The sequence below is a fragment of the Nocardia brasiliensis IFM 10847 genome (genome assembly GCF_000710915.1).
GTDB lineage: Bacteria > Actinomycetota > Actinomycetes > Mycobacteriales > Mycobacteriaceae > Nocardia > Nocardia brasiliensis_A.
On record NZ_BAUA01000008.1, the window covers coordinates 98,765 to 121,275 of the forward strand.

The following is a 22,511-nucleotide window of genomic DNA, read 5'->3' on the forward strand; positions in this document are numbered from 1 at the left end:
CGATCGATTCGTGGCGGACCGGGCCGCGGCCGGGCAGCTGGTGGTCCAGCCGCGGATGGGGTTCGGCAGCCTGTCGGCGATGCGGTCCGGTCTCGCTCGGGTGGCCTACCTCGATTTTCCGGTGATAGGCACGCTCACGCTGGACAGCTACACCCGCGTCGGCGACTACCGGACGCCGCTGGAACGGCTGGCCGCGGGCGAGGAGTTGAACGGGTACCCGCTCGTCTCGCATCCGGTCGCGGAGACCAGGAAGCTGCTCGCCGGGCTGTACGGGCCGAACTTCCCGGTCCAGGTGCGCCACGGCACCGCCCTGCCGCTGCGGGTCTTCGAGCGGCTGGTCGAGGTGGGTCTGGACGCGACCGAGGGCGGGCCGGTCTCGTACTGCCTGCCCTACAGCAGGCTGCCGCTGCGCGAGGCCATCGACGCCTGGGCGGAGAGCACCCGGTTCCTCGCGGGCGCAACTGAATTCGGCCATATCGAGAGTTTCGGGGGTTGTCTGCTCGGTCAGCTCTGCCCACCCTCGCTGCTGGTGGCGATGGGCGTGCTGGAGGGCTGTTTCTTTCGGCAGCACGGGTTGCGGTACATGTCGTTCAGCTACGCGCAGGGGACGTTGGCCGAACAGGATCGTGGCGCGCTACGCGCGCTGCGGACCCTGGCCGACGCCTACCTCGGCGATGTGACCTGGCACGTGGTGTTCTACACCTATATGGGACTGTTCCCGCGCACACCCGACGGCGCGAGCCGGTTGATCCGCGACAGCGCCCGGCTGGCCATCGCCACCGGTTGCGAGCGGATGATCGTGAAGACGGTGTCGGAGGCCTGGCAGATTCCGTCGGTGCCGGAGAACATCGCGGCCTTGCGCATGGCCGCGGAAGAGGCTGCCGGACCACTCGATCCGGCCTCCGCGGCCGCGGACATGTACTTCGCGGAGGTGCTCGCCGAGGCGCGCCTGCTCATCGACACGGTGCTCGATCTGCACGCCGACGTCGGCGAGGCGCTGCTGCGGGCTTTCGCCACCGGGCTGCTCGACGTCCCGTTCTGCCTGCACAACGACAACCTCGGCGCCGCGACCACCGTGATCGATGAGCAGGGCGCGTTGCGCTGGGGCGAGCTGGGCCGACTTCCGTTGCCGCCCAGTGCCGGTCGTGCCGACCTGGCCCGACTCGGCTCGGACGCGCTGTACGGGATGCTCGACCATGTCGCGAACAGCTATGACAGCCGCCTGATTCCGTGAACACCCAGATGGGAAGCTCGATGTCCGAAGACAATCCGTCCACTGTGGTCCTGGTGGACGCGTTCTCCACGGGCGCGCTGCTGGCCCTGCAAGCCTGGCATCGGTACCGGCTGATCCACGTCCGGTCCCGGGCCCGGCTGCCCGCGACCTTCTCGGCGAGCCTGCCCGCCGAGCTGTTCGCCGAGGATTTCGCCTACACCGACCATGCCGACGACGTCATGCGCAGGCTCGCCGAACTCGCCCCGATCGCGGTTATCGCGGCCAGCGAGTTCGGGGTCGAGGTGGCCGACGAGATCGCCGCGAAACTGGGCCTGCGCGGCAACGATCCGGCGCTGTCGCATGTGCGGCGGGACAAGTTCCACATGCTGGAGGCGGTCGGCGCCGCTGGGTTGCGCACCGCGCGGCAGCGGCGTACCAGCGAGGTGGCCGACCTGCTGGCCTGGCGGCGCGCGGCCGGGCTCGAACGCATGGTGGTCAAGCCGCTCGACAGCGCGGGCTCCGACGACGTGTTCATCAGCGATACCGAGGCGCAGGTGCGCACCGCGGTCCGCACGATCATCGGCAAGACGAACCTGATGCTGCGGACCAACGCGGCGGTGCTGGCCCAGGAGTATCTGGTGGGGGAGGAGTACATCGTCAATTCCGTCAGCCGCGACGGGATGCACTGGTTCACCGATGCCTGGATCAGCCACAAGAAGACCGTGCGGGACAACCGCAGGATCTACGACTACGAGGATCTGCTCTCGCGGTCGGACCCGCGGTTCGACGAGATTCTCGACTACGTCGCCGGCGTACTGGACGCGCTGGGTATCGTGAACGGGCCCGCGCACACCGAATTGATCTATACCGCAGCAGGTCCGGTGCTGCTGGAGACCGGGGCGCGATTATCCGGCCTGGCCAATCCGCGCGCCCTCGATCGGTGCACCGGGGTGAATCAGGTGGACCTGACGATGGACTGCTACCTCGGTGGCGGGAACGCGCTGGCCACCCAGCCGGCCGTGTACACCCGGCGCGAGCACGCGCGCTGCGTGAATCTCATTGCACACCGCGAGGTTCCGCTGCCCGCGCCCGTGCTCCGGGAAGAACTCGAACGGCTGCCCGCCGTGGAGAGCGTGCGCTTCCGGATCGGTGATCAGACGTTGACCAGGCCGACGGTCGATCTCAACTCCTCGCCCGGTGTCGTGTTCCTCGTGCACACGGACGACGCCGAGATCGAGCGGTGCTATCAGGCGCTACGCCAACTCGAGCACGCGTTGCTGTAGCCGCGTCGCCACAGACCAGGAAAGCCGCAGGTTTCGATGACGAATCCGCAACTCGGGCAGGTCCTGCTGGCCGTCCTGGTGCTGCTGCTGGCGGCCAATCTGCTCGGACAGCTGTTCCGCAAGCTGCGCCAGCCCAAGGTCGTCGGCGAGATCCTGGCCGGAATACTCCTCGGGCCAACGGTGCTCGGACAGCTCGCGCCCGGTTTTGCGACCGAGCTGTTCGGCACCGACGACGCGGCCAGCCGGGCGGTGCCGCTGGGCTTCCTGTACCACCTCGGTCTACTCCTGCTGATGTTCGTATCGGGTTGTGCCGCAAAGCATCTGCTGGGGTCGCAGAACCGCAGGGCCACCGCCTGGATTCTGGGGATCGGCACCCCGCTGCCGTTCTTGCTCGCACTCGGTGCCGCACCGCTGCTGCCGCTCGGCGCGTTCACCGGCACCGCGGGCAGTACGCACGCCGTGGTGCTCGTCTTCGCGGCCGCCACGGCGGTGACCTCGATTCCGGTGATCACCAAGATCTTCTACGACCTGGGCATCCTGCACACCCGGTTCGCGAGCCTGCAACTCGGCTCAGCCGTGCTCGAGGACATCGCCCTGTGGGGCGTGCTGTCCGTGGCCACCGCGATCGCCTCGGCGAGTTCGATCGCCGCGGGCAGCGACCTGACCGCCGCCATCGGCGAGCACATGGCGGTGAACGCCTGCTTCGTGGTGCTGGCGCTCACCGTCATGCCCGCGGTGTTGCGCAAGCTCTCGCGCGCCGGATGGAATGTGGTGGCGCGCAATTCGCCCATCGCGTGGATGCTCGTCGTGTTCCTGGGCTACGTCTCGCTCGCGGCGGCGCTGGACGTGACGCTCGCCTTCGCCGCCCTGCTGGCCGGGTTCGGCGTCATGGGCGGGATGAAAGGCACCGAGCAGGAACGGTTTCAGGCACCTATGCACGCGCTCGGCGAGGTGGCGGGACACTTTTTCGTCCCGCTCTACTTCGCCATCGTCGGCTATCGGCTCGACCTGACCGAGACCTTCGATCCGTTCATGCTCGCGGGGTTCCTGCTCGGCACCTCGCTGGTGGTGTTCCTGTCCGTCGGACTCGGGGCCAAGCTGGCCGGGATGAACCGGCTCGACATCGTCAATCTCGCGGTCACGCAGAACGCACGCGGGGGACCGGGCATCGTCATGGCCTCGGTCGCCTTCGACGCGGGCATCATCAACGCCACCTTCTATACGACGCTGGTCCTCACCGCCGTCCTCACCTCCCAGGCATGCGGTTTCTGGCTGGACTACGTCCTGCGTAAAGGCTGGCCGCTGCTCTCGGGCGACGACCTGCGCCGCCGCGGCATCGAACCCGAACGTGAGGAACTGCCGCAGCGTGCTGGGGCCGGAGGCGGCTAACCGATCGTTCCTTTCCTCAATCCGGCGGCTCCTGCGCGTCCTCGGGGACCGCGCCCGGGATATTGGCCGGAAGATCGTCGGTGCCGTCGTAACTGCCGGGGCCGAGATCGGCGGCCGCGCGCCGGGGCGCGTCGGACGGTTGCGGTGCGGCGCCGGTACCGGCGAGACCGCCGGTGGCGGCGTTCCCGTCGCCGGAATCGGTGTTGTCCAATGCGTCGATCGCGTCGCTCAGTTCCGCGCGCAGGCGATCGGTGGCGGCTTGATCACCGGAGTTCTCCGCGGTCGTGATGTCCTGGCGGAGCTGGGCGATGACGTCGTGGCTGACCATGATCCTCCTCGCTTGTCGGGTTGGGCACAGTCACGCGCTACCCGGCCTAGGTCCGCGCAATCAGTCGATCCGGCCGAAGCCGATGTGATTGCGATCATGCGCACGGCCACCGCCCCCTGTTTGACAGCAGCCCACCGGGTAGTGCCCGAACAGGCAGTCGATTCGACAGGAGGTGAGCACGGTGCGGACCGAGGACGTCGAGAAGCGCTGGACCGACGAGGGCACGTTCCGCCAGGCCGCGGCCTATGTGCTGGCGGTGCTGGGGGTGGCCGCGGCGGTGTTCGTGGCGACGACGGTGTGGGCGGCGAATCGGGAGGCCTGTGCGGCCGCGCAGAGCACGTTGTGTGACACCACCGCCAAGACCGCGGTGCTGGCCGGTCCCGCCGTGGTAGTTCTGCTCGGCGGCATCGGCGCATTCATCCGGACGTATCAGCAGTGGCGGCGCGGCCGGAACTGGCCGATCTGGCAGGGCGCGGGGTGGTTCCTGTTCGTGCTCATGACCGTTTTCCTGAGCATCGGCGGCGGTGCGGTCGCGAACTGAGCGGCCCGCTCAGCAGTGCACGCGCGCCGCGACCGCGAGCCGAACATTCGCGCGCTGCAAGGCCGCTCGGGCTTCGCAATCCGAGCGATCATCGGTCAGCCGCTGGGCCGCATCGGTCTGCGCGGTACGCGCGCGGACCACATCGATCCGCTCCGCGAACTCCAATCCCTGTGCCGTCAAACGGATCTCGTCGTCGACCGCGCGTAGCTCGCCGCCGTGCAGCGCCGCCAGCCACTCCCGAGCACCCGCCCGCACCGTGAGCACTCCGATGTCGAGGGCCACGTCCATCCGGTCGTGGCCCGGCTCGAGCACCTGGACGCCGTCGACGGTGGGCACCCGCACCCGGTCGGCACTGAACACGAATTCCCGATAGCCGGGCACCGCCAGGACGACCGCCAGACCACGGGCGGTGCGTAACCGCGTGTCGCGGCCGGAACTCCGTTGCATTGCTGACCTCCTATCGATGTCCGACGGCAGTGCTGTCGACGGGGGTGCGGATCAGGTTCCAGCGCTGCGCCGCGTCGTCGTAGGCGATGTGCCCGGCGGCGGCGAAGCCGTCGAGCCAGCCCCGCATCGGCCAGCGCGCCCAGCGGCGATGGAAAGTTGTTGCGTTGACGAGTATTTCGTCGAGGTGCTCGATCGGCGGATCCGAGACCGGGTGGTGTTGATGATAGGCGTCCGCCCCGCCCACCCAGCGCAGGCGCGCGCCCACGGCCGCCGCCTTGTAGGCGAAGTCGGTGTCTTCGCCGCCGTAACCCCGATAACGGGTGCAGAAGCCGCCCACCCGGCGCCAGGTCTCGGCGGTGACGGCGAACGAGAGCGACCAGAACAGGTCGAAATCCGTGCTGTCGGCGTGGGTCCGCGCCGGCGGGTCCGGTCGCGCCGGATGCGGATCGCGCTGCCGGTGCAGCGCGGACAGGTCGTAGCCGCCGGGCGGGGCGGGCGGAAGGTAGGTCACGGGCCCGCACAGCAGTCGCGGCTCGGCGTCCGCCGCGGCCTGGTAGCGGGCGAGCAGGCCGGGGCTCGGAATACAGTCCACGTCGAGGAAGATCAGCAGTTCCGCGCCCTGCGCGAGCGCCGTCCTGGCGCCCAGATTGCGTGCCCGGGCCAGGGGCAGCCGGGGCGACCCCCCGTCCAGCCAGACGCCGTGCGCGCCGTGTCGCCGGGCGAGGTCGAGGACGGCGGGATCGCCCATGGCCACCACGATGTGCTCGTCCGGCGGTACGGTGCTCGCGGCGAGGCCACGAAACTGGCTGCGCAGGTGGTTGATTCGTCCCGCCGCCAAGGTGATGACGGCGGTCGGGGGAGTCATGCCGCGGCCCGGGTGGCGCTGCGGGCCACCCGGTCGATGACGGCGGCCGCGCGCGCCGCCGCACCGTGGGTGCGCCACTCCCGCCAGCGTCCGGCGTCCGTGCGCCGAGCCGCCTCGATCAGCGCGGGCCACCGGTCCGGTGCGGGCCACGCGTCGGCGACGACGGCGAGTCCGGCATCGGCGAGCGCCGTCGCGGTGGCGTGCTGTTCGCCGAACGGGCGCTCCGCGGGGATGAGCACGGCGGGTTTGGCGGCGGCGGCGATATCGGCGACCGCACCCTGTCCGGCGTGTGCGACGACGACGTCCGCGTCGCACAGCAGCGGCCAGAGATCGTCCACCCAGTCACCCAAACCCGCTGTGCGCCAGCGGTATTGCGGGTGCTGTGCGGCGCACTCGCGGATGGTCGCCGCGGTGAACCGGCTGCCGCCGGCACCGGCGAGCACGAGCACGGTCGGTCGGGCTGCGATCTCGCGACGGGCGGCCGGCGGCTGCCCCGCGAAGCGGCTGACCCCGCCGACGTAATGGGTCTTGTCCGCGTAGGCCCGCAACCAAGGCGGGTCGTAGCGCGCCTGCGGCCAGGTGGCGAGGAGCGCGTCGGCCAGATCGTGCACCAGGTTGTGCGGTGCGTCGACCCGGGTGCCGGGTAGCACCACGGCGACGACGGGCACGCCGTGCAGCCTGGCCAGCAGCGCGACCTCGACCGAGACGTCGACCACGAGGGCCGCGGGCCGTTCGGTGGCGATCCAGCTCGCGATCCGCGCCATCCGGTCCCGCAGTCCCGCATCGGTTTTGGGCACCCAGTGCAGGCGACCCGAAGCGGTGGGATCGAGCACGGCCGGAGCCGAGTCGTCCGGTGGCAGCCGCACACTGTCCGCGAACACCGGGTCCGCGACGGGCAGCGACGTGAGAGCGGTGACGGGCGTGGCGAGTTCGGCGCAGATGGTGCGCGCCCGGATCAGGTGACCCGCGCCGTGATGATGAATGTAGTAGCCGATCATGCTGCCCCCTTCCAGGTTTCGGAGTAGGTCGCGGTGGTGATGAGGCGGCGGTAGTGCTGCAGATAGTTGTCGACCATGGTGGTGATGCCGCACGCCGCCACTGCCCGGGCTCGCGCGGCGGCCCGCGAGAGTCGCGCGGCGGGTGCGACCGCGGCGGCCATGGCGTCGATGTCACCCGGCGCGACGAGCCTGCCGCACGCCGGATCCACGATCTCCGGGATCCCGCCGCGCTCGAACGCGACGACGGGGGTGCCACAGGCCAGGGCTTCCGCGACGACCAGGCCGTACGGTTCGTCCCAGAGCGGGGTGATCAGTGCGGCCGTGCACGAGCCGACCAGGCCGGCGAGCGCGGTCTGATCGAGATGGCCGTGGTAGACCGTGTTTTCGTCGAGTCGCGGCGCAATGCTCTCGTGGAAGTAGCCTGCGTCGCTGATCGGGCCGGCCAGGTGCAGCCGTCGTCCCGCGCGTCGCGCGGCGGCGATCGCGAGATGCGCGCCCTTCTCGGGCGTCAGTCGCCCGAACCAGACCAGGTCGGCGCCGCCGGGCCCCTGCGGCCACGCACGCAGGTCGATCCCGTTCGCGACGACACCGACCCGGCGCACGACGTGTCGCCAGGACTGCGCGGTGTGCCTGCTGACGGCGACGAAGGCCGAGCCGAGGCCCTTGCTGACGTCGAGGGCCGACTCGAGCCAGGGCGTCGGCGGTGTGTGCAGCGTGGTCAGCATCGGGACGCCCAGCGCGGGCGCCATGGCGACCGGCAGGTAGTGCAGGCTGTGATTGTGGATCACGTCGAACGAGGTGGGCCCGATGGCGCCGAGGTCGGTCATCACCGTCAGGTAGGCGTGATGGTCGGCGAGGAATTGCCGCGGCTGCATCGAGGCGTCGGCGGCTGCCGTGGTGCTCGGGCTGAAGGCGCGCACCCGCAAGGCCGCGCTCGCCGCCGTTCGATCACTGCCGTCGGCGGCGAACAGCGTCACCCGATGACCGCGCGCTTGCAGGGCGCGGGCCAGATGCCACACGTGCGCTTCGAGCCCGCCGGCGAACGGTTGCCTGATCGGATGCCGGTTGGAGGCGAGTAACGCGATGGACAAACGACTTTCGTTCGTGATCATCGGGACAACGCCTGCTCGTAGATGCCGCGGTGCGCCGCCGCCAGCGCGGTGCGCTCGAGCCGGCGTGTGGTCCAGTCCGCGCGATCGGCGCGACGCTCGTACACCGCGCGCACCGCGCGGTCCAGGGCAGCGGCGTCGAAGTGGGTCTCGTCGAAACCGAAGACCGCGCACCGGCGTTGGTCGGCGTAGCAGCCGCAACTCGGCGCGATGACCGCGGTACCCAGGTCGTAGCAGGCCTCCAGCCAGCCCGAATGCGTGCCGAACCGGTATGGCAGCAGCGAGACCGTCAGCGACGAAAGGTACTGCCACAGTTGGTCGTCGGTGAAATATTCGTGCACCCGCACCGACACCCCGGGCCTGCGGCCGAAGTCCACCAGGGCCGCGCCCGCGGTCGGGTTGTACCAATGGTTTTCGGGATCGAACAGTTCGTCGTGCAGGTCGATGCGCAACCGTGCGTCGGGCAGTGTCGCGATCGTCTCGGCGAGCACCTCGAGGATCGGCAGCGGATCCATGTTGGCGCGCAGGCTTTTCGCGTGCACCCCGAGTACGAACGGCCCGGTTCGACGCGGCGCCTCGATCAGCTCGCGTTCCACCACATGCGGGTGGCTCAGTACGTGCGGCGTGCGGCCCCACTGCCGCTCGATCTGTGCCGCGGCCGACGGGGTGAGCGTGATGATCTCGTCGGCGGCCGGAATCAGCACGTCCAGCTGTTCGCGATGCGAGCGCGGATCGGGCTGGTGCGGGTTGCGCAGGTCGTGCGCGGTGTAGACCAGCGGCTTGTTGTGCTCGCGCAGCTCACCGACGATATCGGCGAGCACCTCGGTCGGTACGGAGTCGAAGCCGAAGTGCACATGGAAGACATCGAAGCGCTGGTGGTTGCGCCGGATCCACTGCGGATCGAGCATGACCGGGGGCCACCAGCCGCCCGGCACCGTGCGGCCGTCGGCGGGTCGCGGATCCGGTAGTCGCACAACCCCGTCGGCCCCGTCGAGCGGGGACAGGTGCCGGACATAGACGTGCGAGGCAGGCACCGACGCGACGCGCAGTGTCGCGTTCCGTGCCTGTGTTCGCGCGTCGGCGACGGCGGTCATGCCGAGGTCCCGGCGTAATGAACCGCCTCGAAGCCGAACTGGACACCGATGCCGACATCGTGGTGAACGGGCGGCCTACCTGTGTCGATCTGCATGGCATTGCACCCCTTTCCAAACGATCATGTGGCTGAGTCGATGCCGATCTACCCGGGGTCTTCTCGAGCAAACCGGGATGGTCGGCGGGACACATCGTTTACCGACCGGTTGCGCGGGTAGCTCTGCGATGTTCAGCGTGCAGAGTTCGAATGCCCCAGACCCCGGCATTGTGTGTCGACGGGTCGGTCACTCCCCGCACCGGTGCAGATTCGCCGGCACCGGTCGGGTAAGTTTGGCGGCCGGTTCACGGATTGGTTGGGGTGTTGAGAGCGCGGTTGCAAGCTTCGGTCGAATGGTGGGCAGGCTTGCGGCAGCGAGGGGGCTGGTCGTGGTGGGCCGCGGTGGCGGCGATTGCGGGCGGTGCCCTGGTACTGGGCTGGCGGGCGAGCAAATACGGCAGCTGGATGGTCGACGACGCGGGCATCACCTTCGCCTACGCCCGCAGCGTCGCCGCGGGTCTGGGACCGGTGTTGCAGCCGGGCGCGCCACCCGTGGAAGGGTTCTCCAATCCCACTTGGCTTTTCGTGCTGGTGGTGGGGTCCTGGTGCGGACTCTTCGACCGCGGCAGCATCTTCGGCGTACCCGACTACGTGCTCTACCCGAAAGCGGTTGCGCTGCTGTGCTGTGCGGGCATTCTCACCGCCTGCTACTTCGCGGCCCGGCGGGTTTCGCGCTGGCCGGCGCTGGTCACCTTCGCGGCGGGGGTGCTGCTGGCCGCGATCCCATCGTTTGTGATCTGGTGTTTCTCCGGGCTGGAGAACTCGTTGTTCGCGTTGGCGGCGTGCGCGTTGGCGGTGCACCTGTTTCTCGCCGTGCTGGACGGGCGGTTGTGGACGCCCAAGGTGGCCGTGCTCGCCGGGGCGATAGCGGCGTTCGCCGCCTTGACCCGCCCGGACGGCCTCATCTATCTCGTTGCCTACCCGGCGATTTCGCTGCTGCTGGTGCGGCGCGCGACGTGGCCGGCCGCGCTGCGCGGGGTGCTCTACTCGGGGCTGGCGTTCGCGCTTCCGTTCGGCGCTTACCTCGGGTGGCGCTACAGCGAGTTCGGAAGGCTCGTCGCGAACACCGCGGTCGCGAAGAACCAGGAAATGCCCAGCGTGGGGGACCTGAGCAGGATCGGCGACCTGGTGCAGTACGCCGGCGCCCCCGCCGTCATCCTGGCGGTCGGCGCGGTCGGGCTCGCCCTGGCATCGCCGGGTAAGTGGCGCGACGGCGCGGTCGCGCTACTGGTGCCGCTGGCCCTGGCGATGGTCGCCTACTGTGTGCTGGAGCCGGATTGGATGGCGCAGTTCCGCTTCGCCACCCCGGTGTGGGCGCTCGGAGCCGTCGTCTTCGCGATCTCGGCGGGCGAGCTGCTGGCGAAGCTGCACCTGTACCGCCGGGTTCTGGTGGTGCTCGCCCTTGTCGGCGCACTGATCCCGTCGGGTGTCGCGTTCGCCGACGCATCCGGCTTGTATCGCGCGAATTCCGATGTGCCGCTGTGCTGGATCGTCCTGCGTTTCGGGGAGGTCTTCAACGGCTACGCCGACATCCTGGAGCTCGACCAAGGATCGTTGTTCACCCCCGACATGGGCGGCAGCTCGCTGACGTCGCGGTTGCGGCTGATCGATATGGCCGGGCTGGTCGAGGCCCGGATCGCGGACATCTACGCGGGCAAAGACCACACCGATCTCAGCGACTACATCTTCGACGAGATCAAACCCACCTTCGTGCACACGCACGGCGCCTGGATGGGCAACCTGATCACCGTCGACCCGCGCATCGACCGTGACTACTACCGGATCCACCGCTCGCCGGACCCGGATCGACCGGACGAGGACTGGGTCCGCAAAGACGTTGTCCGCGAGGAGAACCAGCTGCAACAGCTGCGCGACTACGCGGGCCGAGTATTGCCGCCCCTGTGGCCCGGCTTCCGCGCCGCCGATTCCTGCGGCCCGGCCCTGCGGCCGGGACAGACCCCGGGAAGCTGATCGACCGGACCACCGCGGGCGGCGTTGCTCACAATGTCCGGGCGATGATCTCCTTCATGATCTCGTTGGTGCCCGCGTAGATCATCTGCACCCGGTTGTCCACCCACATGCGCGAGATCGGGTACTCGGTCATGTAGCCGTAACCGCCGTGCAGCTGCAGACATTCACTGGCGACCGACATCGCACGCTCGGTGGTCCACCACTTGGCCATCGCGACGGTGGCGATATCGAGTTCGCCCGCAATGTGTTTGACGATGCAGTCGTCGGTGAACACGCGCGCGATCTTGGTCTCGGTGGCGACCTCGGCGAGCTTGAACTTGGTGTTCTGGAAGCCGAAGATGGTGCGGCCGAACGCTTCGCGCTCCTTGGTGTAGCGGATCGTGTGCGCCAGCGCGGTTTCCATGCCCGCCACCGCGCCGACCGCGATGATCAGGCGCTCCTGCGGCAGCTGCTGCATCAGCTGGACGAAGCCCTGGCCTTCGGCGGTGCCGAGCAGATTGGTCACGGGAACGCGAACGTCCTCGAAGAACAGCTCCGAGGTGTCCTGGCCCTTCTGGCCGATCTTGTCGAGCACCCGGCCGCGCCGGAACCCGGCCCGTTCGGCCTCGACGAGGACCAGGCTGACGCCCGCGGCGCCCTGCGTGGCATCGGTCTTGACGACCACGATGATGAGGTCGGCCTGTGCGCCGTTGGTGATGAAGGTCTTCGATCCGTTGACGACGTACTCGTCGCCCTCGCGGACCGCCTTGGTCTTGATGTTCTGCAGGTCGGAGCCGGTGCCGGGCTCGGTCATCGCGATCGCGCCGACCACCTCGCCGGTGGCCATCTTCGGCAGCCACTGCCGCTTCTGCTCCTCGGTGCCGTAGGCCAGCAGGTAGTGCGCGACGATGCCGTTGTGCAGGCTGGCGCCCCACGCGGTGTCGAGGGCCTTGGCCTGCTCTTCGATCAGCACCGCCTCGTGCGCGAAAGTGCCACCGCCGCCGCCGTATTCCTCGGGAATGGACAGGCACAGCAGGCCGAGTTCGCCCGCCTTGGTCCACAGGTCGCGGTCGACATGGTGCTGGCCGATGAACTTCTCGATGTTCGGCGTGACCTCTTTTGCGAAGAAGGCTTGGGCGAGCTCGCGCAGCGCGTCGAGGTCGTCGTTCATCCAACTCGACCGGTAGGCGGCCATCGAGTCTCCTTTGGTTCGGGCGCCACGCTGGAGATGTATGTAACCAGCATTCGCGGGTACAGCATGTACCCGGCGGGTACAGTGTGTACCACCTATGCGGTGCGGGCAAGAGTTCCTGCGCGTCGAGCTGCCCGCATTCCGTTAACGTGAGACCTCGTGGCAGAACGACGCTGGACCGACACCGCCGAGGTGCGGCGCTCGACGAGCCGCGCGCCGGGCCGGGACGAGCGGCGGCGGATCATCGTGGACGCGGCGATCGCGGCCATCGAAGAGCACGGGCCCGACGCGTTGACGGGCCAGATCGCGGATCGGGCCGGTTTGGCGCGCAGTCACGTCTACCGGCATTTCGCCAGCAAAGAAGAGCTGGATCTGGCCGTGGCCCGGCGTGCGTACGACGATCTGAAGCGCCAGATCCGGGCGGCGCTCGAGATCGAGGGCTCGCCGTACGCGATCATCCGGGCGCCGATCGCCGAGCATGTCAGCTGGGCCGATGAACACCCGAACCTGTACCGGTTCCTGCTGGAGCGCAACTACCGGCACGGCAGTGACGAGCCGCGGGTGGGCGGTAGTGCGTTCGCCGCCGAGATCTCCGCTGCCGCAACGCGTTACCTGCCGGAATTCGGCGCCGATCCACTGGCGGCCGATCGCTTGGTCGTCGCCCTGCTCGGTCTGATCGATGCGTCGGTGCGCTGGTGGCTGGTGCACCGCGGCATGACCCGGAACGAGCTGATCGAGCAACTCGCCACCGAAGCGTGGCTGCTGCTCGATCATCGGCTCCGCGGACTCGGCATCGAGCTGAACCTGCACGGGGAGTTGCCCGACGAGGTCTGACCTCGGCCCGAGTGCTCACGTCCGGCAGTTGTTCCGACTCCATCGAAATCATGGCCGATGCGCCCGATCGAGTGTTAAGCTACCGATCAGCAACATTCGGTAATCTGAATTTTAGGATGTGAGCCCCATGAAGAAACTCGTCACGAGGGCGGTGCCGGGCGCGCTGCTCGCGATCCTGGCCTGCGCCGCGCCCTCGCACGCGGCACCCGTCGATGCGCAGCAAGCGCGCGATACCTGTCTCGACTATCTTCTGCAGACCATCCGCGCCATGCCCGAAGGCACCTACCTCGAGGCGGCGCCCGACGTTTCGCTGCCGCCTGGGCATGTCATGCAGACGGGTACCGGCAGCGCGTTCTTGCCGCGCGCCGAGCATTATTCGCTGGGGTACCGGTTGCTGGGCGACAGTTCGTCGGCGGTCTACGCGAGCGCCGAAGCGGCGTGGGAATCCTTCGGCTGGGAACTCGTCCGCAAACCCCCGTACCCGAACGGCGCCACCGAGACACAGGCCCGCCCGGCCGACGGCTACCTGCTCGATGTGCTGCTGGGGGTGGGTCGCGAAGACACCGCCGTCACCCTCGGCTGCTCCACCACCGAGCCTTTCCCGGGCGGCGGACCCGCCCCCACTCCGGTTCCGTCGACCCTCGTCCAATAGGTCGCTCTACGATTGCTTTTCGGGTGAACGAAATCCTCGGCGCGTCAGGGTTGCTGAAAGCCCATGCCGCGCATGACGGTGGTGACGTGGCTGTGCCACAGTGCGTCGGTGTCGGGGATGAGATCGGTGAGGCTGCCGAAGATTTCGGCGGAGATGAAGCCGATGATCGAGGCCCAAGCGTTGGCCACGATGCCGGGTAGGGGAGTGTCGGGCAGTGTCTCGCCGTCCAGCAGGGCGTTCATCAGTGGGCCGACCGCCAAGGGGGGCACCGCTGTTCGTTCGGGGTCGGCGGCGCCGGAGCCGACCGCGGACAGGTAGGCCGCGCCCACAGCGATGACGGTCCGCCCGGCGGCGGGCCCGGTTTCCTCGGGCAGGGCCTGGTGGCCGGGGATCGGCGTGCCGTTGATCAGGGCGAAATCGGCCCGATTGTGCAGCGACCACTGCCGGGCGGCGTCGCAGCAGGCGCGCCACTGCGCCGCCGGTTCGGTGCCGGCGTCCTGCTGCGCCGCGATGATGGCATCGGCCATGCTGTCGTACGCGTCCACGCACAGCGCGGTGATCAGCGCCGACTGGTTGTCGAAGTAGCGGAAGATCGCCGCGGGGGACATGCGCATCGCCCGCGCGATACCGCGCAGCGACAGGCCGCCGGTGCCTTCGGTCTCGAGCTGTTGGCGGGCAAGGGATTTGATTTCGGCGATGGTCTCGGCGCGCCGTTCGGTCCGCCTGGTGGCCCGGCCCGGCGTGGCGGCGGGGGTGGTGGGCATCGGTGGTCCTTTCCGAGGGGCTCGCGGCTGCTGCGGAGCAGTCTAGCGTTGCCCGTACAAGCTGATCACACTGTGAACAGTGCCCACGTCGATTCGCTCATTGACAGCGTCGCGCCGGCTGTGAATTATAGTAACAAAGTGATCGGCGATTACATTGTGGGCGGAAGTCGATCTTCCGTGGACCAGGAGCTGCCATGACCGCAGTGCAGACCAGTACCAGGGCGATGCTGGCGCAGGAGTATCGGGACGTCGCCGACCTGCTGCGTACCCTCACGCCGCAGGAGTGGGAAACCGAGACGCTCTGCGCCGGATGGCGGGTCCGTGATGTCGTGGCCCATGTGCTCTACGAAGCGACCCCACCGCTGCGGTACGTCTTCGAGATCGTCCGCAGTGGCGGGTCGATGGACCGGCTGAACGAGCTCTACATCCGTCGCGGCGCGTCCAAGACGACCGGCGAACTGCTTGCCGCCTTCGAATCGATCCACGGTCAGGGCCTGGGCGCCCGGGTCGCACCGAGAAATGTGCTGGCGGACTTGATGATTCATCACCAGGACATCCGCCGCCCGCTCGCGCGTCCGCGCACCGTACCGGCCGATCGCCTGGTCACTCTGCTGCGCCACCCCGACCCGTTCCTGCGACCGGGCCCGCGCATGCGGGGATTGCGTTTCGCCGCGACGGATGTCGACTGGGAGCACGGCACCGGGCCCGCGGTGACCGGTCCGGGCGAAGCCATCTTCATGGCCATCGCGGGCCGTACCGTCGCGCTGGCGGACTTGCACGGTCCCGGTGTCGACACTTTGCGCGCGCGGCTGCGCTGACTGTCGGAGGCGTATCCGTTGCCGGGGCGCTTCGTTTTGTGGACCGCTGGGGTTCGCCCGCTTCGTTCGGCGCACTGACGCCGCGCTTCGCGTCGAGCAGGATTGACGTACGGCGCATCGCGGACGCCTCGGCATCGAGTCCACGGTGTCGCTGCGGTTCCGTGCGACGAACCGAAGTGAGGTCTACGTGATGGCTGCTTTCTCGGCAACTCGAAAGACCGCCGACCGACGGCGCGGCGCGGACAGTTACGACGACATCGAACCGGCCCTGCTGGAATTGTCGGGCCTGGATCGTGACGATCCCGAATACCCGCAGCTGCGCGCGACGATCGTGCACCGGTGCCTGCCACTGGCCGATCACATCGCGCGGCGCTTCAGCGGCCGGGGTGAGACCTACGACGACCTCTATCAAATCGCGTCCGTGGGCGTCGTCTTGGCGGTCGATCGTTTCGATCCGTCCCGGGGCAGCCCGTTTCTCGCCTTCGCGGTGCCCACGATCATGGGCGAGGTACGGCGACATTTCCGTGATCACACCTGGGCGGTCCGGGTGCCGCGCCGGGTCAAGGAAACCCAGCAGCGGATCGGGCCGACGGTGGAGCTGCTGTCGCACCGGTTCGGCCGCCCGCCGACGGCGATGGAACTCGCGATCGAGCTGGACCTGGATTTGACCGAGGTGACCCAGGCGCTGATCGCCACCAACTGCTACCGGACCGATTCGCTGGATCCGGCGGCGGACACCGGAAGTGATACGGGCGCTGCGGCCTTCGCCGAAAACCTCGGTGACGAAGACGGCAACTACGAACTCACCGAGAACGCCCTCGCCGTCGCGCCGTTGCTGGCGGCCTTGCCTGAGGCAGAGCGCCGCATCCTGCACATGCGCTTCTTCGAAGGGCTCACCCAGGCGCAGATCGGCCGGCAATGCGGGGTCTCCCAGATGCAGATCTCCCGAATCCTGTCGCGCACCTTGACTGCACTGCGCGCCGAAGTTTTGGCCGACTGAGCGCGGCGGAATTTCACTCGCCCAGGTCGTACTCGGCCGCTCAGCCCCGAACGCGCAGGTATTGCGCGAGGGTCGCTGCGGAGGCGGTGATCGCGCCGATGTAGCCGTCGGGCCGGACAAGGACGTAGGTGCCGGGGGAGACGTCGTAGCCTTCGCACGGGGACAGGGTGAGCGTCGGCAGGCCGAGGTTCGGGGTGGGGGCGTCGAAGGCCAGCAGGGTGTGGTGCGGCCCTCGGAAGGCGTCGAAAAGTGTTGTGCCGGAGGGGAGTCGACCGTCGGGTGCGCGGTCTCCGGCGCGGAGAGTGCCGGGGTCGGCGCGGTCGTCGAGGGCGAGCGGGCCATCGCGGTAGGAGATATCGAGCTGATGGATCGCGGGTGCGGTGCTGCCGCCGCGGAAGTCCTGCTCATGCAGCAGCGAGCTCAGACCCAGGACGTTCGCGGCGACCGGCATCCGCTCGGCCGCATAGGTTTCCAGGAGCCCGGGGTCGGTGCCGTCGACGGCGGCCGCGAGCTTCCAGCCGAGGTTGTACGCGTCCTGTATCCCGGTGTTGAGTCCCTGGCCGCCGGCCGAGGAATGGACGTGCGCCGCGTCGCCCGCGAGCAGTACCCGCCCGACCCGATAGCGGTCGACCATGCGAACGTTCAAGCGGTACAACGAGATCCAGCGCAGATCGAACAGCTCGATATCGGTGCGGCCGGAGCGTTGCGCGCACAGCCGCCGTACCGCGTCCAACGTCAGTTCCGGAGTTTCCTCGGCCGGTAGCGAGACGACGAACTGGTAATAGTCGCTGCCGGGCAGGTTCCACAGCGAAAACCGTTGGCCCACATCGCCGCCGTCGGTGAGGATATGGCAGTAGCGTCCGTCGAGTCCGCGCACCCGGACGTCGCCGATCAGGGTGCGTTCGGATTCGACGGCGTCGCCGAGGAAGTCGACGCCGATCGCCTTGCGGACGGTGCTGTGCCCTCCGTCGGTGCCCACCAGATAGGCGCCCTCGATCGGGCCGTTCGCCGTGTGTGCGACGACGCTGTCGGCATCCTGGTCGACTTCGAGGACTTCGGAATTCCACTCGACCTGCCCGCCCAGTTCGACCAGGCGGCGGTGCAGAATCTCCTCGGTCCGCCACTGCGGAATCAGCCAGGGATCCGGGAACGGCACGGTGGCCGAGGCCGAAAGCTTTGGTGTGCCGAGCATTTCGGCGATGGACCGTTCCCACACCACCTCGTGTCCCCGGTACAGGCGGAACTCGGGGAAGGGCGCACCGCCGGCGAGTATCGCGTCGAGCACGCCGAGGTCGGCGCAGATCTCGAGCGTGCGCTGCTGCAATCCCTTCGCGCGTGAGCCGGGAAACACGCCCGGCGCCTTGTCCAGGAGGCGCAACGGCACCTGGCGGCGCGCGAGATCGCACGCGAGGGTGAGTCCGGTCGGGCCTGCCCCGACGATCAATATCGTCACCGAGTTGCTCCTTCGTGCCGGAGTAGAACGAGTAGGACATCGTCGAGGAGGCGGGTGATGAACGTGTCGTCGAACCCGGAACCGAGTTGGGTCTGGCGCAAGATCATCGCCTCGGCGACGTCGTGGATCAGGTCGACATCGGTGTCCGCGGGCAGATCGCCGCGGTCCATCGCGCGCCGCAGTGCGTCGTGGAAGGGGGAGAGTTCCTCGTCTTCGATGTGCTCGCGCAGCGCGGCGGCCAAGTCCGCGTCGAACTGCATGGCCGCGACCAACCCGCCGATCATCGTCGTGTAGCGCTCGGAAGCCTTGGTGCACAACGCTTCCAGCACAGCCAGCAGGTCCCCGCGCAATGTGCCGGTAACCGGGATGGCGGCATTGTGGTCGGCGTCGTAGGCGTCCAGTGCCGCCTTGACCAGTTCGGCCTTGTTGCGCCAGCGGCGATAAATGGTGGCCTTACTGGCGTTGGCCCGCGCCGCCACCGCGTCCATGGTCATGGCCGGATAGCCCTGTTCTGCGACCAGATCCAGCGTCGCCGCCAGGATCGCATCGACTCGTTGCTGCCCTCTGATCATGCCGCGAAGCGTACGAAACTGTTTCGTACACTTCTAGTGAATTATCGTGCGATCCGAACGCGCACTCGTGTTTACCGGCGACGGCCCAGTGCGGCGTCCGTGCTGAGGCGACCAGCCCCGGCCAGCAGGATCGCAACCAGGGCCAGGATCAACAGCCACTCCGAGGCGTAGAAGAAGTTGCCGAGAAAGCCGAAGGTCGTTGTCGCTTTCGCGGCGATGGCGGGCGCCACCGAGAACCAGAGCGCGCCGACCATCGTCAGGGCCAGGCCTGCCGCGGCCACCCTGGTCAGCAACCCGGCGATCAAGAGCATCCCGAGAATCAGTTCGGCCCAGGCCGTGGCGGGCGCGGCCAGGCTCGGCACCGGCACCGACCATGCCTCGAAATCGGCTCGAAACCGGTCCGGCGCGGCAATCTTTCCCCAACCGCTGTTCGCGAACATCAGGCCGACGCTGACACGAGTCACCAACAGCCATGCATCGCCGAAACGCCCGAGTTCCATGCTTCGACGGTACCGCCCGCGAACTTCCAGCATCACCAGCCGAGCCCCGCTCGAGCTCGGCTTACGATGGTCCGCATGGTTCCAGCCGAGTTGGGCTCCAGCGGCAGAGTGCTGGATCTGCATCGACTGCATCAGTTCCTGGCCGTCGCGGAGCTGGCCGGTTTCACCGCGGCGGCGGCGGAGTTGCATCTCACCCAGCAGGCCTTGAGCAGCTCCGTGCGCCAGCTGGAGAAGCAACTGCGGGTCGAGCTGTTCGATCGAAGCGGCAGGCAACTGGTGCTCACCGAGGCGGGGCGAGTGCTGCGCGACGGGGCGCGGGCGCTGCTGGCGGCGTCGGACGCGCTGTATCGCCGCACGCACGAGGCGGGCACCGCCGCGCCGGTGACCTTCGTGGTCGGGCACACTCCGGCGATCACCGCCGAGGAGGTGTACGACCTGCTGGCACCCGTGCGGACCGGTCGCCCGGACGTCTCGGTCACCGTGCGCCAGATGTACCCCGATGCGCTCGCCCAGGCCCTGCACGAGGGGACGATCGACGTCGCCCTGCGGCGCGCAGTAGTCAATCCGCCCGATCTTGCGGCCGCGGTGATCGCGTACCACCAGGTACGCGTGGCGGTCGCCCGGACGCACCGGCTGGCCGACCGGGCCGCCGTCACGGTGCACGACCTCCGGGACGAGCCGATCGTCATCTGGGCGCCGCCGGGCGCGTCGTACTACACCGATTTCATCCTCAGCACCTGCCGCCGAGCCGGTTTCGAGCCGCGGTTCGTCGTCAACCACATCCAGGGCACGCCCCCCGTGACGGCGGTGGTCGACACCGACCACGTCGCCATCGTCACCGCGCCCGCCGGGCCCGCCCTCGGTGGCCGCGTGCAGGTGATCGAACTGAAAGCGGGGCCGGTGGCGGCGACCCAGGCGCTGTGGTTGCCGCACACCACCTCCGACGTGCGTGACCTGCTGCTCAGTGCACCGTCCGAAAACGACTGACCGGCCACCGTCGGGCAGCCGGTCGGTCGTCGAAGCGGTCTCGCTCAGCGAGTGGTGTATCCGCCGTTGGCGAGAATGGTCTGTCCGGTGATCCACCAGCCGTCGCCGACCAGGAATTCCACCAGCGGGGCGATGTCCTCGATCTTGGTCAGGCTGTTGCCGAGCGCCTGCGACTTGTGGAACTCCACGCGCTCCGGCGTTTCCTGACCGTAGAAGAACGGGGTGTCCATCGGGCCGGGCGCAACGGTGTTCACCGAGATCAGGCGTGGCGCGAACTCCTTCGCCGCCGCCCGGGTGAAGTGCTCGACCGGCGCTTTGCCACCCGCGTAGGTGGAGTAACCGTCGGTGAACGCCGCGAGCAGTGAGGTGACCACGGTGACGACGCGGCCGTTGTCGTTGAGACGCTTGCCCGCCTCCTTGAGAAAGAAATAGGCCGATTTCGCGTTGATCGCGAACATCGAGTCGTATTCCGCCTCGGTCGTCTCGATGATCGGTTTCCGCAACACCTTTCCGACCGTGTTCACCGCGATATCCACGCCGCCGAATGCGTCGACGGCGACCGCGAAAAGCCGCTCCACGTTCGCTGGAACCGTCAGGTCCGCTTGGAATTTCACGGCTTTGCCGCCCGCGGCCTCGATCGCGGCGACCGTCTTGTCGGCGTCCGGCTCGGTGTTGTCGCTGTTGTAGTGCACGACTACATCGACGCCGCGTTCGCCCAGCGTGCGGCTGATCAACCCACCCAGATTCTTCGCGCCTGCTGCGACCACAGCGGATTTGCCCTGCAAACTCTGCACCACCGTCGAACTCCGATCCGTTAGTACTCGCCAATAGACTCCAGAAACGTTATGGCGAATAGGCGCACGGGGAAAACAGGCATTATTGGTGGGTCCACAAGCGGCATTTGTGCCGGGTCGAAAATTAGGCGCGGGGATGTTGGCGCAGAACGGTCAGCGCGCCCAGGGGGCGGTGATCGGTGGTTGGCCGGGGATGAGTCCCTGCCCGCCGACCGGCAGCACCACAACCGCTTCGAACGGCTCGGTATGCGGGTTGGCCATGGCGAACTGCTGATGTGCGGGCACGATGAGGGCGTCTCCGGCTGCGACGGTGTGCGTTTCACCGTCGATGGTGACGTTCATCGAGCCGGAGACGGCGACGAAGATCTCCTCCCGGTCGAGGGCGTGCGGCGGGGCGGCCACGCCCGGTTTGAGGGTGAGCCGCCACGCGCAGTTCTCGGTGGAGCCGCGGCTGGGTGCGGCCAGACCGATGAAGCTCGCGTGCTCGTTCTCGAAGCGCGGGGCTTCGGCGGCGGTGATGATAGGCATGTTGCTCCTGTGAAATATCGTGCTGGATTGGACTATCGGGCCCACGGCGGGCTGATCGGAGCGCCGCCGGGTGCTTGGGCGTACGCGCCGACGGGCAGGATCGCGACGGCCTCGAACGGTTCGTCGCCGGGGACCGCGACGCTGAATACGGTGTGCGCCGGGACGATCAACGCGTCGCCCGCGCGGAATTCGCGCGTCTGGCCGTCGATCGTGACGTTCGCCTGTCCGGACAGCGCGACGAAGATTTCTTCACGCGACACCGCATGGGCGTGACCGGGATTGCCCGGCTGCATGATGAAGCGCCACACGCTGTTCTCGGTGGATCCCCGGCTCGGTGCGGCCAGGCCGACGGCGGTCATGAGGGGTGCCTCGAAGGTGGGTGCGTCGGCGGACTTGATGAGCGGCATGGTGTAACTCCGGATCTTCAACTAAGGTGTTCAACTAGAGTTGAACATATCGGCGGCGGGAGCGTCAAGGATGGATTTCGGGATCATGCTCGGACAGGCCTATCAGGGGTTCGTGCGGGAGTTGCACGCCCATCTCGCCACGTTCGGCTATCACCTGACCGGCGCCTCCTACGGTTACGTGCTCCGCGCCCTGGCGGAAAGCCCGCTCACCGCAAGTCAATTGGCCGGCCAGCTGGGTATCACCGCGCAGGGTGCGGCGAAAGTGGTCGACGAGATGGTCCGGCACGGGTACGTCGAGCGCCGGCCGGACCCGGCGGACAAACGCGCCAAGACCCTGCACCTGTCCGACCGCGGCCGCGACATCCTGCGGACGGTCCGCGAATTCCACGCCGCCTATGAGCGGCGACTGGCCGCCCGGGTCGGCCCGGAACAGATCGCCACGGTCCGAGCCGTGCTCACCGAAATCATCACCGACGCCGCAGATCCCGACGCCGACCGCGCCTTTCGCCCGCTCTGAGCGCACTCTCGGCACGCCAGGGCCGAAACCCGCTGCGGCGTAGGCCGAAGTCGCTCAGCGAGTACGCCGGGTAGATCGGAATTGTGCATGCGCGCAACCGGATCGGTCGCCCGCTCGGGTATTTGATCAGACAGGCGAGGGCCAACGGCACCAGGCCGGCTCGGCGGACGCGACGGATCGT

The 22,511-nt window shown here is 68.3% G+C and carries 25 protein-coding genes; 11 read left to right on the forward strand and 14 right to left on the reverse strand.

All coding sequences use genetic code 11. From position 1 onward, the window contains the following. Nucleotides 1-10 precede the first annotated feature (10 nt). The 3 genes from NBRGI_RS01860 to NBRGI_RS01870 are packed head-to-tail and all read left to right on the forward strand — an operon-like array spanning nt 11 to nt 3,885. Complete coding sequence (locus NBRGI_RS01860) at nt 11-1,234, forward strand: methylaspartate mutase (RefSeq protein WP_235210819.1); 1,224 nt, start codon at nt 11-13, stop codon at nt 1,232-1,234. A gap of 20 nt (nt 1,235-1,254) precedes the next feature. Then, the gene (locus tag NBRGI_RS01865) at nt 1,255-2,496 is read left to right on the forward strand and encodes an ATP-grasp domain-containing protein (protein ID WP_158439745.1); all 1,242 of its coding nucleotides are present in this window, start codon (nt 1,255-1,257) and stop codon (nt 2,494-2,496) included. 36 nt (nt 2,497-2,532) lie between these two features. Then, nucleotides 2,533-3,885 carry a cation:proton antiporter gene (locus NBRGI_RS01870; protein ID WP_051727426.1) on the forward strand — a complete coding sequence of 451 codons (1,353 nt, stop codon included), beginning with the start codon at nt 2,533-2,535 and terminating at the stop codon, nt 3,883-3,885. Between the two features lie 16 nt (nt 3,886-3,901). Here NBRGI_RS01870 and NBRGI_RS01875 read toward each other — a convergent pair whose 3' ends face one another. Next, complete coding sequence (locus NBRGI_RS01875) at nt 3,902-4,213, reverse strand: hypothetical protein (protein WP_029892510.1); 312 nt, start codon at nt 4,211-4,213, stop codon at nt 3,902-3,904. Nucleotides 4,214-4,394: 181 nt separating this feature from the next. On the opposite strand from NBRGI_RS01875, the gene NBRGI_RS01880 reads away from it, so the two are divergent. After that, nucleotides 4,395-4,754, forward strand: a complete 360-nt coding sequence (locus NBRGI_RS01880) for a hypothetical protein (RefSeq protein WP_029892511.1) — start codon at nt 4,395-4,397, stop codon at nt 4,752-4,754. Between the two features lie 9 nt (nt 4,755-4,763). Here NBRGI_RS01880 and NBRGI_RS01885 read toward each other — a convergent pair whose 3' ends face one another. From NBRGI_RS01885 to NBRGI_RS01905, 5 genes are read right to left on the reverse strand one after another with little or no spacing between them, the layout of a single operon-like run. Then, nucleotides 4,764-5,201, reverse strand: coding sequence for a F0F1 ATP synthase subunit epsilon (locus NBRGI_RS01885; RefSeq protein ID WP_051727427.1), 438 nt, complete (start codon nt 5,199-5,201; stop codon nt 4,764-4,766). A gap of 10 nt (nt 5,202-5,211) precedes the next feature. Next, complete coding sequence (locus NBRGI_RS01890) at nt 5,212-6,066, reverse strand: glycosyltransferase family 2 protein (protein ID WP_029892513.1); 855 nt, start codon at nt 6,064-6,066, stop codon at nt 5,212-5,214. Beyond that, nucleotides 6,063-7,064, reverse strand: coding sequence for a glycosyltransferase (locus NBRGI_RS01895; RefSeq protein ID WP_029892514.1), 1,002 nt, complete (start codon nt 7,062-7,064; stop codon nt 6,063-6,065). Before NBRGI_RS01895 ends, NBRGI_RS01890 begins: the two co-directional genes overlap by 4 nt. Beyond that, on the reverse strand, nt 7,061-8,176 hold the full coding sequence (locus NBRGI_RS01900; RefSeq protein WP_029892515.1) for a glycosyltransferase: 1,116 nt from the start codon (nt 8,174-8,176) through the stop codon (nt 7,061-7,063). The genes NBRGI_RS01895 and NBRGI_RS01900 overlap by 4 nt, the downstream gene beginning before the upstream one ends. Then, complete coding sequence (locus NBRGI_RS01905; protein ID WP_051727428.1) at nt 8,173-9,267, reverse strand: glycosyltransferase; 1,095 nt, start codon at nt 9,265-9,267, stop codon at nt 8,173-8,175. The genes NBRGI_RS01900 and NBRGI_RS01905 overlap by 4 nt, the downstream gene beginning before the upstream one ends. 401 nt (nt 9,268-9,668) lie before the next feature. Here NBRGI_RS01905 and NBRGI_RS01915 point away from each other — a divergent pair, with 401 nt between their 5' ends. After that, nucleotides 9,669-11,333, forward strand: a complete 1,665-nt coding sequence (locus NBRGI_RS01915) for a hypothetical protein (RefSeq protein WP_235210820.1) — start codon at nt 9,669-9,671, stop codon at nt 11,331-11,333. 28 nt (nt 11,334-11,361) lie between these two features. On the opposite strand, the gene NBRGI_RS01920 is transcribed toward NBRGI_RS01915, so the two are convergent. Beyond that, the gene (locus NBRGI_RS01920) at nt 11,362-12,507 is read right to left on the reverse strand and encodes an acyl-CoA dehydrogenase family protein (protein WP_029892518.1); all 1,146 of its coding nucleotides are present in this window, start codon (nt 12,505-12,507) and stop codon (nt 11,362-11,364) included. A gap of 156 nt (nt 12,508-12,663) precedes the next feature. Here NBRGI_RS01920 and NBRGI_RS01925 point away from each other — a divergent pair, with 156 nt between their 5' ends. Both NBRGI_RS01925 and NBRGI_RS01930 read left to right on the forward strand, forming a co-directional pair. Continuing rightward, entirely contained in the window at nt 12,664-13,338 is a 675-nt protein-coding gene (locus tag NBRGI_RS01925) for a TetR/AcrR family transcriptional regulator (RefSeq protein WP_051727429.1), read from the forward strand. 127 nt (nt 13,339-13,465) lie between these two features. Further along, nucleotides 13,466-13,990 (forward strand): hypothetical protein, encoded by a 525-nt coding sequence (locus NBRGI_RS01930; protein WP_029892520.1) that lies wholly within the window; start codon nt 13,466-13,468, stop codon nt 13,988-13,990. Nucleotides 13,991-14,034: 44 nt separating this feature from the next. On the opposite strand, the gene NBRGI_RS01935 is transcribed toward NBRGI_RS01930, so the two are convergent. Next, complete coding sequence (locus NBRGI_RS01935; protein WP_029892521.1) at nt 14,035-14,754, reverse strand: TetR/AcrR family transcriptional regulator; 720 nt, start codon at nt 14,752-14,754, stop codon at nt 14,035-14,037. A 194-nt stretch (nt 14,755-14,948) separates the two neighbouring features. Between NBRGI_RS01935 and NBRGI_RS01940 the strand changes: the two genes are divergently transcribed. Together NBRGI_RS01940 and NBRGI_RS01945 are read left to right on the forward strand one after the other, a co-directional pair. Beyond that, nucleotides 14,949-15,572, forward strand: coding sequence for a maleylpyruvate isomerase family mycothiol-dependent enzyme (locus NBRGI_RS01940; RefSeq protein WP_029892522.1), 624 nt, complete (start codon nt 14,949-14,951; stop codon nt 15,570-15,572). Between the two features lie 190 nt (nt 15,573-15,762). After that, entirely contained in the window at nt 15,763-16,572 is an 810-nt protein-coding gene (locus tag NBRGI_RS01945; protein WP_029892523.1) for a SigB/SigF/SigG family RNA polymerase sigma factor, read from the forward strand. Nucleotides 16,573-16,612: 40 nt separating this feature from the next. On the opposite strand, the gene NBRGI_RS01950 is transcribed toward NBRGI_RS01945, so the two are convergent. From NBRGI_RS01950 to NBRGI_RS01960, 3 genes are all read right to left on the reverse strand, one after another. Continuing rightward, nucleotides 16,613-18,025 carry an FAD-dependent monooxygenase gene (locus NBRGI_RS01950; protein WP_029892524.1) on the reverse strand — a complete coding sequence of 471 codons (1,413 nt, stop codon included), beginning with the start codon at nt 18,023-18,025 and terminating at the stop codon, nt 16,613-16,615. Further along, nucleotides 18,022-18,597, reverse strand: coding sequence for a TetR/AcrR family transcriptional regulator (locus NBRGI_RS01955; RefSeq protein ID WP_029892525.1), 576 nt, complete (start codon nt 18,595-18,597; stop codon nt 18,022-18,024). Before NBRGI_RS01955 ends, NBRGI_RS01950 begins: the two co-directional genes overlap by 4 nt. A gap of 71 nt (nt 18,598-18,668) precedes the next feature. After that, nucleotides 18,669-19,097: a DoxX family protein gene (locus tag NBRGI_RS01960; RefSeq protein ID WP_029892526.1), complete on the reverse strand. Its 429-nt coding sequence runs from the start codon at nt 19,095-19,097 to the stop codon at nt 18,669-18,671. Between the two features lie 75 nt (nt 19,098-19,172). On the opposite strand from NBRGI_RS01960, the gene NBRGI_RS01965 reads away from it, so the two are divergent. Further along, a complete protein-coding gene (locus NBRGI_RS01965; RefSeq protein ID WP_051727430.1) occupies nt 19,173-20,084 on the forward strand; it encodes a LysR substrate-binding domain-containing protein in 912 nt (303 codons plus the stop codon). A 44-nt stretch (nt 20,085-20,128) separates the two neighbouring features. Here the strand turns inward: NBRGI_RS01965 and NBRGI_RS01970 are convergent, their stop codons facing one another. The 3 genes from NBRGI_RS01970 to NBRGI_RS01980 form a co-directional block, all read right to left on the reverse strand. Then, nucleotides 20,129-20,878 carry an SDR family oxidoreductase gene (locus tag NBRGI_RS01970; RefSeq protein WP_029892528.1) on the reverse strand — a complete coding sequence of 250 codons (750 nt, stop codon included), beginning with the start codon at nt 20,876-20,878 and terminating at the stop codon, nt 20,129-20,131. Between the two features lie 153 nt (nt 20,879-21,031). Then, a complete protein-coding gene (locus NBRGI_RS01975; RefSeq protein ID WP_029892529.1) occupies nt 21,032-21,406 on the reverse strand; it encodes a cupin domain-containing protein in 375 nt (124 codons plus the stop codon). A gap of 32 nt (nt 21,407-21,438) precedes the next feature. Next, nucleotides 21,439-21,813, reverse strand: a complete 375-nt coding sequence (locus NBRGI_RS01980; RefSeq protein WP_029892530.1) for a cupin domain-containing protein — start codon at nt 21,811-21,813, stop codon at nt 21,439-21,441. Between the two features lie 70 nt (nt 21,814-21,883). On the opposite strand from NBRGI_RS01980, the gene NBRGI_RS01985 reads away from it, so the two are divergent. Continuing rightward, nucleotides 21,884-22,330: a MarR family winged helix-turn-helix transcriptional regulator gene (locus NBRGI_RS01985; RefSeq protein WP_029892531.1), complete on the forward strand. Its 447-nt coding sequence runs from the start codon at nt 21,884-21,886 to the stop codon at nt 22,328-22,330. The last annotated feature ends 181 nt before the right edge of the window (nt 22,331-22,511 follow it).